Annotated in this window: 14 protein-coding genes and 1 pseudogene; 9 read left to right on the forward strand and 6 right to left on the reverse strand. The window is 52.0% G+C overall.

All coding sequences use genetic code 11. The annotated features are described in order from the left end of the window. Positions 1 to 15 precede the first annotated feature (15 nt). The 4 genes from SPI6313_RS06640 to SPI6313_RS06655 form a co-directional block, all read right to left on the reverse strand. Positions 16 to 1,200 (reverse strand): FHA domain-containing serine/threonine-protein kinase, encoded by a 1,185-nt coding sequence (locus SPI6313_RS06640; RefSeq protein WP_072620293.1) that lies wholly within the window; start codon positions 1,198 to 1,200, stop codon positions 16 to 18. Positions 1,201 to 1,325: 125 nt separating this feature from the next. Further along, positions 1,326 to 3,194 (reverse strand): serine/threonine phosphatase, encoded by a 1,869-nt coding sequence (locus SPI6313_RS06645; RefSeq protein WP_217650518.1) that lies wholly within the window; start codon positions 3,192 to 3,194, stop codon positions 1,326 to 1,328. 405 nt (positions 3,195 to 3,599) lie between these two features. After that, the gene (gene asnS, locus SPI6313_RS06650; protein WP_072620295.1) at positions 3,600 to 4,991 is read right to left on the reverse strand and encodes an asparagine--tRNA ligase; all 1,392 of its coding nucleotides are present in this window, start codon (positions 4,989 to 4,991) and stop codon (positions 3,600 to 3,602) included. 63 nt (positions 4,992 to 5,054) lie between these two features. Further along, a complete protein-coding gene (locus tag SPI6313_RS06655; protein ID WP_072620296.1) occupies positions 5,055 to 6,050 on the reverse strand; it encodes a DnaJ C-terminal domain-containing protein in 996 nt (331 codons plus the stop codon). Positions 6,051 to 6,377: 327 nt separating this feature from the next. Between SPI6313_RS06655 and SPI6313_RS06660 the strand changes: the two genes are divergently transcribed. Beyond that, complete coding sequence (locus SPI6313_RS06660) at positions 6,378 to 7,583, forward strand: glycosyltransferase (RefSeq protein ID WP_072620297.1); 1,206 nt, start codon at positions 6,378 to 6,380, stop codon at positions 7,581 to 7,583. A gap of 226 nt (positions 7,584 to 7,809) precedes the next feature. On the opposite strand, the gene SPI6313_RS06665 is transcribed toward SPI6313_RS06660, so the two are convergent. Further along, the gene (locus tag SPI6313_RS06665; RefSeq protein ID WP_072620298.1) at positions 7,810 to 8,709 is read right to left on the reverse strand and encodes a M48 family metallopeptidase; all 900 of its coding nucleotides are present in this window, start codon (positions 8,707 to 8,709) and stop codon (positions 7,810 to 7,812) included. A gap of 200 nt (positions 8,710 to 8,909) precedes the next feature. On the opposite strand from SPI6313_RS06665, the gene SPI6313_RS06670 reads away from it, so the two are divergent. From SPI6313_RS06670 to SPI6313_RS06685, 4 genes are read left to right on the forward strand one after another with little or no spacing between them, the layout of a single operon-like run. Then, a complete protein-coding gene (locus SPI6313_RS06670; RefSeq protein ID WP_072620299.1) occupies positions 8,910 to 10,364 on the forward strand; it encodes a class I SAM-dependent DNA methyltransferase in 1,455 nt (484 codons plus the stop codon). Positions 10,365 to 10,369: 5 nt separating this feature from the next. After that, positions 10,370 to 10,579 (forward strand): DUF2281 domain-containing protein, encoded by a 210-nt coding sequence (locus SPI6313_RS06675; RefSeq protein WP_072620300.1) that lies wholly within the window; start codon positions 10,370 to 10,372, stop codon positions 10,577 to 10,579. After that, on the forward strand, positions 10,579 to 10,833 hold the full coding sequence (locus SPI6313_RS06680) for a type II toxin-antitoxin system RelE family toxin (RefSeq protein WP_072620301.1): 255 nt from the start codon (positions 10,579 to 10,581) through the stop codon (positions 10,831 to 10,833). The genes SPI6313_RS06675 and SPI6313_RS06680 overlap by 1 nt, the downstream gene beginning before the upstream one ends. 16 nt (positions 10,834 to 10,849) lie before the next feature. Then, positions 10,850 to 11,782 (forward strand): restriction endonuclease subunit S, encoded by a 933-nt coding sequence (locus SPI6313_RS06685; protein ID WP_139276570.1) that lies wholly within the window; start codon positions 10,850 to 10,852, stop codon positions 11,780 to 11,782. Between the two features lie 24 nt (positions 11,783 to 11,806). Here the strand turns inward: SPI6313_RS06685 and SPI6313_RS22255 are convergent. Then, a pseudogene (locus SPI6313_RS22255) lies at positions 11,807 to 12,880 on the reverse strand (IS630 family transposase). A 74-nt stretch (positions 12,881 to 12,954) separates the two neighbouring features. Between SPI6313_RS22255 and SPI6313_RS25030 the strand changes: the two are divergent. Genes SPI6313_RS25030 through SPI6313_RS23920 form a run of 4 tightly spaced genes read left to right on the forward strand, consistent with a single transcriptional unit; the run spans position 12,955 to position 16,433 of the window. Beyond that, entirely contained in the window at positions 12,955 to 13,191 is a 237-nt protein-coding gene (locus SPI6313_RS25030) for a restriction endonuclease subunit S (protein WP_342751664.1), read from the forward strand. A gap of 40 nt (positions 13,192 to 13,231) precedes the next feature. Next, positions 13,232 to 13,465 (forward strand): hypothetical protein, encoded by a 234-nt coding sequence (locus SPI6313_RS06705; RefSeq protein WP_072620303.1) that lies wholly within the window; start codon positions 13,232 to 13,234, stop codon positions 13,463 to 13,465. Continuing rightward, positions 13,455 to 13,805 carry a type II toxin-antitoxin system RelE family toxin gene (locus SPI6313_RS06710; protein ID WP_072620304.1) on the forward strand — a complete coding sequence of 117 codons (351 nt, stop codon included), beginning with the start codon at positions 13,455 to 13,457 and terminating at the stop codon, positions 13,803 to 13,805. Before SPI6313_RS06705 ends, SPI6313_RS06710 begins: the two co-directional genes overlap by 11 nt. Before the next feature lie 3 nt (positions 13,806 to 13,808). Beyond that, entirely contained in the window at positions 13,809 to 16,433 is a 2,625-nt protein-coding gene (locus SPI6313_RS23920; protein WP_217650519.1) for a DEAD/DEAH box helicase family protein, read from the forward strand. The last annotated feature ends 1 nt before the right edge of the window (position 16,434 follow it).

Below are 16,434 nucleotides of genomic sequence, written 5' to 3' on the forward strand. Positions count from 1 at the left end.
CTTGGGGCAGCGGGTTTAGACCTGGGCGACTGGGGGGGGAACACAAGCCTGGAGCGCCGCAGCCAGGGCGATCGCATCGGGGTAGCGATCGCTGACCTTGGGCGCGGTGACCCGTTCAATCACCTGGCGAAGTTCGTCACTCAACCCCGGCACACTGGCCACCGAAAAGCGGGGGATGTGATGGTCAAAGCGGTAGTATTGCACCGGAGAATTCCCCGTCAGCAGATAGGTCAAGGTCGGGCCGATGGCAAACAGATCCGACTGGGGGCAGGGTTGACCGCGATCCTGTTCCGGGGCGGTATAGCCTTCGGCCCCGATCCGTGTGCCGTAGGGTGTGCCCACCTCCTTCACCGCCCCAAAATCGAGCAAAACCAGGGTGCGATCGCGATTGCGCACCATCACATTAGCCGGCTTCACATCCCGATGCACCAAGGGCGGCGTTAACCCATGGAGATAGGCCAAAATCTCACACAACTGCACCATCCACCCCACCACCTCCGGCAGCGACACCACCCCCCATTGCCGCACCCACTGCTCCAAATTCACCCCATGCACCAACTCCATCACCAAATAGGTCTTCCCCGCCTCACTAAACGAATCGTAATAGCGCGGAATCCCGCTATGATTCAACCCCTGTAAAATTCGCACCTCCCGCGCAAACAACTCCTGGGCCTTCGCCAGTTGGGCCATATCTGCATTCATCGCCTTCAACACCACGAGTTGATTTTGGATCACATCCCGCGCCAGATAAGTCGTCCCCATCCCCCCCTGGCCTAAGGTTTTCAGCACTTGGTAGTGGCGGATAATCTGCTGAGGCTGGTAGAGGGTTTGGCCACAATGAATGCAGAACAAAGCCGTGGGAGGATTGTTGGGATGGGTACAAGGGGTCAGGGGGGCCGTGGTTCGCGTTTGTTGAAACTGAATGCGGGGGCCACCACGGGCAAACTGCATCAGTGCCCCGTTGGTGACTAAACTTTCGCGGACGGATTGACCATTGAGAAACGTCCCATTGGCCCCATAGCTCAACAGCCGCCATTGATCCCCGTGGGGCACAAGTTCCGCATGGTAGCGCGACACTTCTTGAGAATAGTCCAAGACAATATCATTATCGTCAGCCCGCCCAATCCGGACGCGCTCCGGATTGCGGAATTTCCATTCCTGGAGCGGCGTGCGACCATCCAATAGGGTGAGGATCAGCATGGAATGATGAGCGTAAACAACAAGAATGTACCGTGAGCCGTTCAGTCCATTGTGCATCCCGCTGGCGAGCATGACCGCTGCTCCCTTGTCTGGCGGTAGCGGGGCGATCGCACGCCCAAAAACCGTTAGAACTGATCCGCATTGGGTCGCATCTTAATCCGAATCACGACCCCGGTGATGTTGTCATGGCCGTTGAACTCGTTGGCGAAATCCACGAGTTCAATAATGCCGCTGTCGAGGTTGGCTTTCGAGGCGATCAGGGGGGTGAGGTAGGTGGCGTAATGCTGTTCGATCAGGTCATTGTCCGAAATGCCATCGGAACAGAGCAGCAAGAGGGTGTCTTCGTTGAGTTCGATAAATTGCACGTCGGGGTGGACGTAATCGTTATCGCGGGGGCCGAGGGCTTGGGTGAGTTGGTAGGCATCGGGGCGGGCGTAGGCATCTTGGGGATCAACGCCGCGTAGGATTTCCCGTTGGCCCACTTCGTGATCAACGGTGAGTTGTTCGACCCCGTGTTTACGGGTGACACGATAGACACGACTATCGCCGACGTGAGCGATCGCAATATTAATATCCGACACCAACACCATCACCAACGTTGTCCCCATGCGACCACTGCCGGAGCGGGCATTTTTCATGTTGACGGAATAGAGTTTTTCATTGGTGATCAAAATCCCTTCGCGGATGATGTCTTCATTGGGAAGCTGCGATCGGTCTGACCAATGGGTTTGGAAATATTGCTGGAGGGTTTCGACCGCCATGGCGCTGGCCACTTCCCCGGCAGCATGGCCGCCCATGCCATCACAGACAATGTACAACCCGTTGGACTGCACATGCTTGCTCATGACATTTTCCCGGCGCACGGTGCTCGTTTCAATGCCGAAGTGGTCTTCGTTGTGATCCCGTTGTTGGCCAATGTCGGTAAAACCCGCATCGCTCAAACTCAGCAGTTGCATCGGGAGTACGACGGTGGGCATATCATCGCCCATGCCGCGATACACCATTTTGTCGGGGTCTTCTTCGGTGTTGACGGGGTCGGGGGTGGGGTCAGTGTCGGCGGTGGGGGTGGCTTCTTCGATTTCCTGTTGACGGGCGATCGCTTGCAATTCCGTGCGGGCTTGATCAACGGTTTCAATCTCCCCCTCGCTGAGACGCTCTAGCAGGGTCATCATCGGCCCGTACAAGGTGCGCCCCGATGCCGAAAAGAGCCGTTTCCACAGTTGACCCAATTCCCTGAGGGGGGGCGCACCTTGCTCCGCTGGATCGGGGAGCAAGAGGGCAAAACAGAGCAATTGATCTTCATCGAGGCGGAGGTTTTCATCGGTCAAAAGACTTTGACAGCAGTGGAATTTTGCCAACTCCGACCACAGCCGCAGGGTTTCGTCCAACCAATAGAGCAACTGGGAAAAGGGAATCGCCTCACTGCCCCAAGCATCGATCAGTAAATCCCAATCCGCCCGATGTTCGACGACAATAATCCCATGGCCATCTCTTTGCCAGGTATCTTGCAAGACTGGAATGGCAGGGCTGAGGGATTCTTGCAGAACGAGATAGGGAATCGCCGGATCACACACACCCACCTGTCGCCAAAACTCGATGTTGGGGTCATCGGCGATGGGGCCGGTGGCGGCGGCGGTTTCGCTGCCGTCTTGCTGTTCGATTAAGGTTTCGAGATAGGTTTTTTGGAGGGGTTGACTGTCCCACACTCTGATCTCACTGGTGGGGGTTTCGGGGGGGACGAGGGCTTGGTAACGCTCGGACACATCAAGGGGACTGAAGGGGGTTTGTTCCGGTTCGGGTTGCAGCGGATAGGCGATCGCCAACCATTCCTGCGCCACCATTGCCCCACATTCCGGGCAATCCTTTGCCGTCCAACTCACCTCCGAATCACAAATCGGGCAAGTTTGGGTTACTAGTGAACTGCCACACCGCTGACAAAATTTATTCGCTTCAGGGTTCTCAAATTGGCACTCAGGGCAAACGATCATAACCATGATAGGGATAGAGGCTAAACAACGAGGGAATAGAAATGCGTTTCAAATCAAACGATAGACACAACCCCAACGAAGCATTGCCCCGCCCTAGAGATATCGTCTTGGCTTGACTGCACCTGATCCAATCGTAGCAAGGGACATTGTTGGACTCTGCCATTGTTTCTCTACCAGAATAGTCAGAGAATTCCGCTAACTCTGGCGTGATCTTTGCGAAATACCCTGTCAATGGTGGGGTTGTATCACGACGTTAGCAGAGAATCCAGACCCGGATGAATTTCTCAACAAAATAACTACCAAGATCCGTCGCCGTGCTCCGTCCATAGCCAAAGGCTTGGGGGGTGGTGAAGCGACTTAACCAGACAATCATGCATGGGTCTCAGGGTCTGATCGGGGGTGGGCGGTGCGTTAAAACTCCGCACTGAGGGGGCTACGGGGGAAGGGGATCACATCGCGGATGTTGCCCATGCCCGTCATGAACTGAACGACGCGCTCAAACCCAAGGCCAAACCCGGCATGGGGGACGCTGCCATAGCGGCGGAGATCCCGATACCACCAGAGGTCATCTAGGGGCATTTGGGCGGCGGCAATGCGTTGGTCGAGGATGTCGAGGCGTTCTTCCCGTTGGGAACCGCCGACGATTTCGCCGATTTTCGGGGCGAGGATGTCCATGGCGGCGACGGTTTTGCCGTCATCACTGAGGCGCATATAGAAGGCTTTGATTGCTGTGGGGTAGTCGGTGACGATGACGGGTTTTTTAAAGAGGTCTTCGGCGAGGTAGCGTTCGTGTTCCGATTGCAGATCCAACCCCCAGGAGACGGGATAGTCAAAGGTGCGATCGCACCTCTCCAAATAGCGCACCGCCTCGGTATAGGTAATCCGCTCGAACTCGTTGTTAATGATATTGTCCGCCGTGGCCAGCACGGACTTGTCAATGCGTTGATTGAAAAACTCCATATCCTCCGGGCAGGTGTCGAGGACGAATTTAAAAATATGTTTTAAAAATGCCTCGGCGAGATCCATATTGCCGATCAGGTCACAAAAAGCCATTTCTGGCTCCACCATCCAAAACTCCGCCAAGTGGCGGGAGGTGTTGGAGTTTTCCGCCCGGAAGGTGGGGCCAAAGGTGTAGACATTGCTGAACGCCATCGCCATCACTTCCGCTTCCAGTTGGCCGCTGACGGTGAGATAGGCGGGTTTACCAAAAAAGTCTTGGCTAAAATCGATCGCGCCCTGGTCTGTTTTCGGCACATTGCCCAGATCGAGGCTCGTGACGTGGAACAGTTCCCCCGCCCCTTCGCAGTCGTTGGTGGTGATCAACGGCGTATGCACCCAGAGGAAGCCGCGAGATTGGAAAAAGTCGTGAATCGCCCGCGCACAGGCATTCCGCACCCGGAACACCGCACCCAGGGTGTTGGTGCGCGATCGCAAATGGCCAATCTCCCGCAAAAACTCAAAGGAATGGCGTTTCTTCTGCAACGGATAGGTTTCCGGGTCAGAACCGCCCAACACATCGAGGGATTCCGGCACTAACTCGATCCGTTGCCCCTTCCCTTCCGAGGCTTTGAGCCTGCCGCTCACCGACACCGACGCGCCGATCGTGATCTGTTTGAGCACCGCTTCGTAGTCCGGAAAACTACCCTCAATCACCACCTGAAGATTGGCCAACGCGGAGCCATCATTAACTTCCATAAAGGCGAATCCTTTTAACTCCCGCGTCGTGCGCACCCAGCCCTGAATCGTGACCGATTGATCCGGTTGGCCGTGGCGGAGAAGTTCGATGATGCTGCGTTTTTCCATGGTGGTTACAAAGGGCGTGAATCGTGAATGGGGGCAAGGGGTTGAAGCCCCTTGGGGGCAAGACTAGAGGCGGATTTGTCCGAGGTGGGTGCGGGGGTTGTCGCTGCGGGCGTTGCGGAGTTTTTCGTAATATTCCTTTTCGAGGGAATTGGGGTTCGCGGGGGTGGCGATGATGATTTTAACGAGTTGGTCGGTGCGATCGCCCTTCGGACTCGTCCAGCCTTTCCCCCGCAGGCGCAGGGTTTGGCCGGTGCGAATCCCCGGCGGAATCTTCATCGACACCTGACCATCGGGGGTCGGCACTTCAATTGATCCCCCCAACACCGCTTCATCGGGGCTAATCGGCACTTCACAGGTTAAATTATCCCCGTCAAAATTGAAAAAACTATGGGAATCAATATTGACATTTAAATACAGGTCGCCCCGTTGGCGCGTCATCGGGTCAATCGTGCCCTTGCCCCGCACCCGTACCCGGCTCCCCGGCTTCGCCCCCGCCGGAATCCGCACATCAATAATTTCGCCGTTGAGATTAAGCCGCTTTTGCACGCCCCGAAAGGCTTCACTCAGGGTCAGTTTGAGATTCGCCTCACTGACACCGCCGCCTCTGGATGCAGTTTGGTAATCGGTGCGAAAGCCGGTGGTGGAGCGATAGCCTGGGCCGGGGTTGGCGGTGCGGGTGGTGCGGGTGCGAGTGCTGCCGCCCATGCCACCGAGGAGGTCATTGATAAATTCTTCAAAACTGCCGTATTGACCAAAGTCAAAACCGCCAAAATCGACATTTGTACCGCCCCGACCGTAGGGGCTACCGCCGGGTTGCGCACCGGCTTGTTTCCAATATTGACCAAATTGATCGTATTTGCGCCGTTTGTCGCTGTCGGAGAGGACTTCGTAGGCCTCGCTGGCTTCTTTGAAGCGGGCTTCGGCGGCTTGATCACCGGGATTGCGATCGGGGTGATACTTCAAGGCAAGTTTGCGGAAGGCTTTTTTAATGTCTTCTGCGGTGGCTGTTTTCGTCACGCCTAAGGTGGCGTAGTAGTCCTTGAAGTCGGTGGAAGCCATAAACTTCGATCTCCTCGCGCCCGGTGTTGGTCTGTCTATTGTTCTTGACTAGGATAACAGAGCGATTCTCTGGGTTCGGTTCGGTTTTTCCGACTTGGGGGAAGATTGGTCCATTTCACTCCGGGTTATTAAAAGGATGGCGGGAGAAAAGAGGTAGGGATCGAGGGGAATTGTTTTTGACAAGGGGGGCGATCGCTGATCCTGCTGATCGTGAACAGGCGAATCACCCTGTGGTCTCCTCAAGGTCCAGATCCCCCTAAGATTAAGACGACCGATGAAGACGGATGACCGACAACAAACCTGTGCTCAATTGAAGGGGGTGACGAGATGCGGATTGGCTATTTAACAGGAACCTATCCACGCGCAACGGATACCTTTATTCAGCGGGAAATTTTTGCCCTGCGCGATCGCGGCTTGGAGGTGAAAACCTTTGCGGTGCGGCGACCGAGTGCGGCGCAATTGGTGGGGGAGGAGCAGCGTCAAGAGTGCGATCGCACCTATTACCTCTTGCCCCCGCAACTGCCCCAACTGATCCAAGATCACCTCGCTCTCTTTTTCCAAAGTCCGGGCCGCTATTGGGCGGGCTTGAAACTCGCCCAGCGCACCAGTCAGCCCGGTTTACGGGGCTTGCTCTATCAATGGGTGTATTTTGTCGAAGCGGGCAGCCTCGCGCGACAGTTGCAACAGCAAAATATTGACCATCTCCACAATCATTTAGGGGATTCGAGTTGTTCCGTGGCAATGTTGGCGGCGCATTTAGGCGATCGCCCCTACAGCTTCACCCTCCACGGCCCCTATATTTTCTACGACCCCTACCGCTGGCACGTGGGCACAAAAATTGAACAAGCCCGCTTCGTGATCTGTATTAGCCACTTTTGCCGCAGCCAAGCGATGTATTTTGCCCCCTTCACCGCTTGGTCAAAGTTAAACATTGTCCATTGCGGCGTTGATCCCCAACTCTTTCCCTTGGTGCGCCATCAAGGGGTCGGCAATCGCCTGCTTTACGTCGGGCGGCTCTCCGCCGCCAAGGGCTTACCGATTCTCCTTGACAGCCTCAGCCAACTGAAAAGCGATTACCCCGATCTCTGTTTGACGGTGGTGGGGGACGGTGAAGATCGTCAAATTCTCGAACAATTGACCGTGCAGCGGGGGTTAGAAAAACACGTGAAGTATGTGGGGTATAAGTCCCAGGCGGAGGTGCGCGACGCGATGCAACACACCGATGTGTTTGTCTTGCCGAGCTTTGCCGAAGGTGTGCCGGTGTCGTTGATGGAGGCGATGGCGGCGGGTGTGCCGGTGGTGACGACCCGGATCGCGGGGATTAGTGAACTCGTCGATGATGGGGTGAGCGGTTATCTGGTGCCGCCGGGGGATAGTGAAGAGTTAACCCTAAAAATTTGCCGCCTGTTGGATCAGCCAGAATTGCGATCGCAATTTGGCAGCGCCGGCCGCGCCAAGGTCGAAGCCGAATTCAACATCCACATTGAGGCCAACCGCCTCCACCAAGTGCTGATCGAATCCTGTTCAGCCTGATTACCCTAAAAAAAAGCCCTCTCCCAGCGGGCTACTGCTTATACATAACCTCCAAATACTGACCTAACCTGGGATTGATCCCCCTAAATCCCCCTTTTAAAGGGGGACTTTTTCCAATTCCCCCCTTTGAAAAGGGGGGCTAGGGGGGATCACGAGAGTTTTGGGACTTGAGATCGATTTGTGTATAAGCGATAGCCCAGCGGGAGAGGGGGGTGAGGGGTTTAGATTATTGGCACTGGATGCGATCGCTAATCACTCCCTTCATATCCAAGCAATACTCCAGCGTATCCATCCCCGCCGTTTCCGTCGCCGTCGGTGGATTCGCCGCGATCATCGCCTTCAAATTCTCCACCCGTGCCCCCGGATTCGGGTGCGTACTGAGGATCGTCATACCGCGACCGCCCCCCTGTTGGGCCAACTTCGTCATAAAATTCACCATCCCATTGGGGTTATAACCCGTGCGGCGCAACAGACTTAAGCCCACCTCATCCGACTCATTTTCATCGCCCCGACTATTGGGCAAATTCAACGCCACATCTACCCCCAACTGCACCACCTGGGCTTGATCTAACCCGGCCGCCGAGAGAATCCCCTGCTGCACCGCCCGTTCACGCATTTGGTTAATCGCGTGTTTCTCAATAATGTGGCCCATCTCATGGCCAATCACCCCGGCTAATTCCGCTTCCGTATCCGCCATCAACATCAGCCCGGCATTGATATAGACATAGCCGCCCATCGTCGCAAAGGCGTTGACATTGGGATCATTCACCACCTGAAACGTGAAATCAATCTCCCGCCGTTCTTCTGGGGTCAAAATCGCTTCCATTCTCTGGCCAATTTCAGCAACATAGAGCGTCGCGGGATGGTTATCCCGAATCACAGGTGTACCGTTGCGGGCCAGATCTTGCTTAATCTGGCCATCGATTTGGTTGCCCACGGCCATTTCGCGTTCCGGCGACATATTGCCGAGTTGAATCCCCTGCAAAACCCGCGCCCCGCCGCGAATAATATCCCAGATCGAAATCGCCTGGGCCTGGGGTTGAACCGCGAAAATAGTGAATGAGGTTAAAAGGGCGAGAAATCCATAGGCCCAACGAGGTGGGCGAGACCAAAATGTCTTATTCATAGTCATCAGAGTAATGAGGAGTCAAACCCACTCATGCTTACGTTATAGGTTTATTCTGGCCCATTTGACGGAATCCGTAGGGGGTTTGTTGCCCGATTTGCAAATCGGCAGGGAGCAAATACCCATTTTCTGAAGTTCGGCAGCAGACCATACAAAATCGGGATCAGGTAAGATCTGTTCACTTTCCTATTCCTCTGGCTATGTTTGAGCAGACGTTTAAAAATATTGATGATGTCCTTCGGAAGGAGGCGGGCTGTGCGACGGAGCTTGATTATGCGGAACAGATTTCCTGGATTCTGTTCCTGAAGTACCTCGATGACCTGGAGACTGATCGCCAAAGTAAAGCTCTGTTAACGGGGGAAGCCTATCAACCGCTATTAGATGAGCCGTACCGCTGGAAATCGTGGGCGTATCCACGGGATAAGGCGGGGGAATTGTTGAAAACGGCTCCCATTGGGGATGACCTGATCGAGTTTGTCAGTGGGGAGTTATTCCCGTATTTTCGGGCGTTCAAGGATTATGCGGAGCCGGGTACGTTTGGCGCAAAGATTGGGGAGATTTTTTCGGGGGTTAGCAATAAGTTTCAGAGTGGCTACAATCTCCGGGAAGTCCTAGAAGGTATTGATAAGCTCCGGTTTCAGACGCAGCAGGAAAAGCATGAGTTGTCTGACCTCTACGAAACGCGCATTAATAATATGGGGAATGCGGGGCGCAATGGGGGGGAATATTACACGCCGCGTCCTTTGATTCGGGCGATGATTCGGGTGATCAAACCGCAACTGGGGGAGACGATTTACGATGGGGCGTGTGGTTCGGCGGGGTTCCTGTGTGAGGCCTATGAGTTTTTGCGTCCGTTGGTGAAGAGTGCGGCGGAGTTGGAACGGCTGCAAACGAAAACGCTCTATGGTCAGGAAAAGAAGGGGTTAGCCTACATCATCGGGGTGATGAATCTGATTTTGCATGGGATTGAAGCGCCGAATATTCTCCACAGGAATACGCTAACGGAGGATATTCAGGGGTTTCAGGAGAAGGATCGCCATGATGTGATCCTGGCAAATCCGCCGTTTGGGGGGAAGGAACGGGGGGAGATTAAGCAGAATTTCACGATCGCAACGGGGGAGACGGCGTTTCTGTTTCTCCAGCATTTTATGAAGCGGCTCAAGGATGGCGGACGGGCGGCGATCGTGATTAAAAATACGTTCCTATCGAATGCGGATCATGCGTCACGGGCGTTACGGCAGGAGCTTACGTCAACCTGTAATCTGCATACGGTGTTGGATTGTCCGGGGGGGACGTTCCTGGGGGCGGGGGTGAAAACGGTTGTGCTGTTTTTTGAGAAGGGGACACCGACGGAAAGGATTTGGTTTTATCAGCTTGATGTGGGGCGCAGTCTGGGGAAAACGAACCCGCTGAATGATGATGACCTGAGGGAGTTTGTGGAGTTTCAATCGGTGTTTAGGGAGTCGGAACGGTCTTGGTTTCTGGATTTGCAGGAGGTTGATCGGTCGTCGTTTGATTTGTCGGTGAAGAATCCGAATGCGCCGGAGGAGGAGCCGTTACGGGAACCGGAGGAAATTTTGGCGGAAATTGCGGAGCTTGACCAAAAGAGTGCGGAAATTTTGGCTAGTATTGAATCATTAATCTCAAAGGAGTAAAGGGGATGACGGTTAAGGAAAGATTACTGCAAGAAATCGAGCAATTATCTGATGATTTTTTACCGGAGTTATTAGATGTTGTTTTGTCGATGAAGCAACGGCAAGAGGATGAAGAGGAAATTTCAGAGGAGGAAAAAGCGAATATTATTCAGGCTCGTTTGGAATATGAAGCGGGTGATTATATGACCCTTGAGGAGTTTGAAGCAAGTTTATAATGAGTTACCGTATTATTACTCCGAGGTCTGTTCAGAAGCAATTAAAAAAATTATCTCCACAAATTCGCTCTCGTTTGTTGGCTGAGATTAAATCTTTGTCGGATATTCCGCGACCTGATGGCGTTAAAAAATTAAAGGGTTATCAGAATACCTATCGGATTCGTGTGGGTGATTATCGGGTGATTTATGAAATTAATGATGGGGAGATGCTGATTTTAATTATCAGTGCTGTTCATCGTCAAAGTGCTTATTGATTGGGGAGCTTTTAGCATGAAGTGGGAAGTTAAAAAAATCAAAGATTTAGGCATTATTCAGACAGGAGCAACACCAAAAACATCAGATGCAAAAAATTTTGGAAACTATATATCATTTGTTAAGCCTGCTGATTTTTTGCCCAATGGAGAAATAAAAAATAGTGGTCAGAAATTAAGTAAAACTGGTCTACAAAAAACAAGATTAATAAAAGCCAACTCAGTTCTTATGGTTTGTATTGGTGCAACTATTGGAAAAGCGGGCTTCTCTGCGTTGGATATTACAACGAATCAGCAAATTAATTCATTAACACCTGAACGTAATTATGATGCAAAATTTATTTACTATCAGATGCTGACTCAAGAATTCCAAAAGAGAGTTAAACATAATGCAAGTCAAGCAACTTTACCAATTATCAATAAGACAAAATGGGGAAATTTAACAATCAGAATTCCGCCGATCGCTGAACAAAAACGGATTGTGGAGATATTGGATGAGTGTTTTGCTGGGATTGAAAGGGCAGAGGCGATCGCACGCCAAAACCTCACCAATGCCCGCGAACTTTTCGACAGCTATTTAAACAAGCTTTTTCAAAATCCTCCAGAAGATTGGTCAGAAAAATCACTCGGAGAAGTTTGTAGATTTCAAGGTGGTTCTCAGCCTCCAAAATCAGAATTTGTTTCAAGCTTACGGGAAGGATATATACGACTAATTCAAATTAGAGACTATAAAACTGATGAAAAAAAAGTTTTTATACCTTTAGAAAAGGCAAAACGATTTTGCGAGAAAGATGACATAATGATTGGTCGATATGGTCCCCCTTTATTTCAGATTCTTAGAGGACTAGAGGGGGCTTATAATGTAGCTTTAATGAAAGCAATTCCTAATGAAAAAATAATTTCCAGGGACTATCTATTTTATTTTCTTAAAAATCGGTCAATTTTACACTAAGTAGCTCAGGCAAGAAAGAGTGAACTATGTAACAGAATATTGAGGTTGTCGCAGATTGACATATTCAGTGGAGTGAGCGTTTTGTTGTGCCCGAGCATCAAGTCCAAAAATGACCTCACAAGCCAACTCCTTCTCTGACTCAAACATCTGACCAACCAACTCATCTCGCTTGAGATGCTGCCACTCCAACTCAATAGGATTCATCTCTGAACAGTAGGGGGGCAGGAAGAAAAGATAAAGCCCCTGAGCTTGCCAAGTAGCAATCTGGGCTTGAACAAGCTTGCTGGTATGAATGGAGCCGTTGTCCAGCACAATGACCCTTATCCGTCCGGTTTTCGAGAGGATGTCAGCGGCACTCTGGGCTTGCTGGTTCATCAAGGCGATGAAGTCATCGCTCTTAAAGCTGCCTAAAACCAGAGAGTAGATGAAGGTGACCAATGGCTGCCACAAACCGATGATGCTGAGCCTCTTGCCTCGCTTGCGAGTCTGCTCCTGTCGTTTTTGCTCACCTCGGAAGTAATCGCTGTAACTGGCGGCACTCCATAAACAACTGCCGGATTCGTCGCCGTAGAGCAAGTCAATCTCCCCTGCTGCCGCAGAGAGTTCGAGCATCTCTAAGTCTGCTTGCTTAATCGCCCGCGTTGCTGGGTCTTGGCGCTCTCGGTGACTCTGACGTGTCCGCTTCCATATCACCCCCTTTTTTGAGCACCTGACGCAGATGGTCTGGGCTCAAGGTAATGCCTCTGTATCGTTTGAGTTTCTTGGCTAACTGTACGCTGTTATAGGTTCGCTTTTCTTCACGCAAACAGGTTTCTAGGTACACCATGTCGGCTTCTGTCCAGGTGCTCTTTTTCCTCTTCCTGGTGCATCCCAGAGTCCGCCTAAGCCCTTTTCCTGCCAACGTTTGAACGTTTTCCTCACTGTCCCTACATTCCAGTGCAAGTGTTGGGCTATCTTTTCGACGTACCATCCTTGATGGCTGAGTCTCAGAGCTTCTGCACGGTCTTTGACTCTCTGTATTACTGTGGTTGCTTTCCTTAGCTCCCACAGGGTTCTTTCTTCCTCTGGGCTTAGAAATACTCTCATCCTTGCTCCCATAAGTACACCTGTTCTTTATACTCACTCTTTACATCTCTCAATCTACCTCTCTTTTTCTACCCTGGCCTACTTATATCGAAAATTCATCTAGTAGAACTGCGGGACAAACAGGATTTAATAAGGCAACCATTGAACCTTACCCTATCGTTTTTCCACCACTGAATCAGCAACCAGAAATAGTTCAGCGGCTTACAAATATTCTTGAAGACTCACAAAAACTCGAAGAAAATTATCAACGCAAAATAGAAGCCCTTGGGGAGTTAAAACAATCGATATTGCAGAAAGCCTTTAGCGGACAACTCACCCAGTAGATTGGCTAAACTGTACAAAATAGCCCAAACCTCGAAAACCATGCTACTGCAAAAAATTATTGACGAAATCAAAGAAATCCCCGAATCCCGCCAGGAAGAGCTTTATCAACTGATCCAAGCATTTCGCCACCATCTCAACGACAAACCCGCCGCCGAACCCTACGACACCCCCGACGAAGAAATTATCGAAGGTATCAGAGAAGGAATGCGCCAAGCTCTAGCTGGTGAAGTCATTCCCCTTGAAGAAATGTGGGAGGGCATTGATGTCGATTAACCCAAACCCCATCAATATCGATCTATCATCCCGCTTCAAAAAAGACCTCAAAACCCTAGCCAAACGTTACCGCTCCATCCGCCAAGACTTACAACCCCTCATCGCAGAATTACAAGCAGGCGATACCCCCGGCGATCAAATTCAAGGACTACAACACACTGTTTTTAAGGTTCGGCTCAAAAATAGCGACACCCAAAAAGGCAAAAGTGGCGGCTATCGGGTGATCTATTACCTTCGTAGCCAAATTGGAATTACCCTCATCACCATCTATTCCAAATCCGATCAATCCGATGTCAGTAATCAAGTGATCGAAGACATCATTCGCCAATATCAAAACTAGACCATGAACGAAGCCGAAACCAGAGCCGAACTGATCGACCCCGCCTTAAAAGCCGCAGGCTGGGGAGAAATTCCAGAAAGTCGCATCCGCAGAGAAGCGATCGCCCCCGGTCGCCTGGTGGGTTCCGGTCAGCGCAGCCGCTCCAAAACCTGCGATTACGTCTTGGTCTATAAAAATCAAAAACTCGCCGCCCTCGAAGCCAAAAAAGACGAGCTGCACCCCACCGAAGGACTCGGCCAAGCCAAAGACTACGCCGAACGATTACAAACCCCCATCGCCCTCTGCACCAACGGCAAAAAAATCTACCAAGTCGATATGCGCACCGGGGCAGAACAATACATCGATCGCTACCCCACCCCCGCCGAACTCTGGGAACTTGCCTACCCCACCCAAAACCAGTGGCGCGATCGCTTTGCCGCCATCCCCTTTGAAGACAAAAGCGGCACATGGGAAGCCCGCTACTACCAACATAATGCGATCGAAGCCGTCCTCGAAGCCATCAGCCAAGGCAAAACCCGGATGCTGCTCACCCTCGCCACCGGAACCGGGAAAACCTTCATCGCCTTTCAAATCGCCTGGAAACTCTTCCAAGCCAAATGGAACATCAGCGGCGAACCCACCCACCGCCCCCGCATCCTCTTTCTCGCCGATCGCAATATTCTCGCCAACCAAGCCTTTAACGCCTTCGGAGCCTTCCCCGATGATGCTCTCGTCCGGATCGACCCCAAAGAAATCAAGAAAAAAGGCAAAGTCCCCACCAATGGCAGCCTCTTTTTCACCATCTTTCAAACCTTCATGACCGAGATCCCCCCTAACCCCCCTTCCCAAGGGGGGAAGCCGATAGGCAGGGGGGAGCAATCCGCCAACTTTAGCGAGATCCCCCCTAGCCCCCCTTGGGAAGGGGGGAAGCCGATAGGCAGGGGGGATCAATCCGCCAACTTTTACGAGATCCCCCCTAACCCCCCTTGGGAAGGGGGGAAGCCGATAGGCAGGGGGGATCAAGCCAACTTTAGCGAGATCCCCCCTAGCCCCCCTTCCCAAGGGGGGAAGCCGATAGGCAGGGGGGATCAAGCCGCGAATTTTACCGAGATCCCCCCTAGCCCCCCTTCCCAAGGGGGGAAGCCGATAGGCAGGGGGGATCAAGCCAACTTTTACGACTATCCCCCCGACTTTTTCGACCTCATCGTGATCGACGAATGCCACCGGGGCGGAGCCAACGACGAAAGCACCTGGCGCAAAATTCTCGAATACTTTTCCCCCGCCGTCCAACTCGGCTTAACCGCCACCCCCAAACGGGATATCAACGGCGACACCTATCAATATTTTGGCGAACCCCTCTACACCTATTCCCTCAAAGAAGGTATTAACGACGGCTATTTAACCCCCTTCAAAGTCGTTCAATTCACCACCACCCTTGATGACTATCTCTATGATCCCGATGATGACGTGATCGAAGGGGACATCGATGCAGCGCGAACCTACACAGAAAAAGACTTTAACCGCATTATCGAGATGGAAGAGCGCGAAAAACAGCGGGTGCAACTCTTCATGGCAGCGATTGACCAGAACGAAAAAACCCTTGTGTTTTGTGCCACCCAAGACCATGCCCTAGCGGTGCGCGATCGCATTAACCAGATGAAAATCAGCACCGACCCGAACTATTGCGTTCGAGTGACGGCCAATGATGGCAGCATCGGCGAAACGAACCTTAAAACCTTCCAGGACAACGAAAAAGCGATTCCCACGATTCTCACCACCTCCCGCAAACTTTCCACAGGCGTAGACGCTCGCAATGTGCGGAATATTGTCCTGATGCGTCCGATTAAATCCATGATCGAGTTTAAGCAAATTATCGGGCGGGGGACGCGACTTTTTGACCATAAAGACTATTTCACCATCTACGATTTCGTGAAAGCCTACGAACATTTCAATGATAAAGAATGGGACGGCGAACCCACTGAACCCGTCGCCATTGACCCCAAACCCCACAAAGAACCAACAGAACCAAAACCCGATGATGGGGAGAACGATGAACCAAAATCCCGCCAAAAAATCAAAATTAAGTTAGCCGATGGCAAAGAGCGGGAGCTAGCCCACACCCAGACCACGACGTTTTGGGATGCGGATGGCAAACCTATTGCCGCTGAAGACTTTATCAAAAAATTATTCGGTGAACTGCCGGAACTCTTTAAAAATGAAGCCGAACTCCGCACCCTCTGGGGAAAACCGGATACCCGTAAATCATTGCTGACGGGACTGGCCGAAAAGGGCTATGGCGATGAACAACTACAAGCGATCGCTCGCATTGCCGCAGCAGAGAAAAGCGACATTTACGATGTGCTGACCTGGATTGCCTATGCTGCCACGCCAATCACGCGCAAAGAGCGGGTGATCAAGCATCGGGATTTAATTTTTTCCAAGTACACCGGCAAACAGCAAGAATTTTTAGATTTCGTCCTCAACCAATACATCCGGGAAGGCGTGAGCGAACTCGACCGAGGCAAATTACCCCAACTCATCGAGATTAAATATTTGACGGTCAATGAAGGGTTAGCGGTGTTAGGCCATGATATCGCTCAGGTTTTTGCGGATTTCCAAGCGGATTTATATACCGGAGAAGCGGCGTAAT

It is taken from the genome of Spirulina major PCC 6313, from assembly GCF_001890765.1.
GTDB classification, from domain to species: domain Bacteria; phylum Cyanobacteriota; class Cyanobacteriia; order Cyanobacteriales; family Spirulinaceae; genus Spirulina; species Spirulina major.

Excerpts from the sequence above, each read along its gene's own strand:
- SPI6313_RS06640 (WP_072620293.1), bottom strand. The coding sequence starts at position 1,200 with ATGCTGATCCTCACCCTATTGGATGGTCGCACGCCGCTCCAGGAATGG.
- SPI6313_RS06645 (WP_217650518.1), bottom strand. The coding sequence starts at position 3,194 with ATGGTTATGATCGTTTGCCCTGAGTGCCAATTTGAGAACCCTGAAGCG.
- asnS (WP_072620295.1), bottom strand. The coding sequence starts at position 4,991 with ATGGAAAAACGCAGCATCATCGAACTTCTCCGCCACGGCCAACCGGAT.
- SPI6313_RS06655 (WP_072620296.1), bottom strand. The coding sequence starts at position 6,050 with ATGGCTTCCACCGACTTCAAGGACTACTACGCCACCTTAGGCGTGACG.
- SPI6313_RS06660 (WP_072620297.1), top strand. The coding sequence starts at position 6,378 with ATGCGGATTGGCTATTTAACAGGAACCTATCCACGCGCAACGGATACC.
- SPI6313_RS06665 (WP_072620298.1), bottom strand. The coding sequence starts at position 8,709 with ATGAATAAGACATTTTGGTCTCGCCCACCTCGTTGGGCCTATGGATTT.
- SPI6313_RS06670 (WP_072620299.1), top strand. The coding sequence starts at position 8,910 with ATGTTTGAGCAGACGTTTAAAAATATTGATGATGTCCTTCGGAAGGAG.
- SPI6313_RS06675 (WP_072620300.1), top strand. The coding sequence starts at position 10,370 with ATGACGGTTAAGGAAAGATTACTGCAAGAAATCGAGCAATTATCTGAT.
- SPI6313_RS06680 (WP_072620301.1), top strand. The coding sequence starts at position 10,579 with ATGAGTTACCGTATTATTACTCCGAGGTCTGTTCAGAAGCAATTAAAA.
- SPI6313_RS06685 (WP_139276570.1), top strand. The coding sequence starts at position 10,850 with ATGAAGTGGGAAGTTAAAAAAATCAAAGATTTAGGCATTATTCAGACA.
- SPI6313_RS06705 (WP_072620303.1), top strand. The coding sequence starts at position 13,232 with ATGCTACTGCAAAAAATTATTGACGAAATCAAAGAAATCCCCGAATCC.
- SPI6313_RS06710 (WP_072620304.1), top strand. The coding sequence starts at position 13,455 with ATGTCGATTAACCCAAACCCCATCAATATCGATCTATCATCCCGCTTC.
- SPI6313_RS23920 (WP_217650519.1), top strand. The coding sequence starts at position 13,809 with ATGAACGAAGCCGAAACCAGAGCCGAACTGATCGACCCCGCCTTAAAA.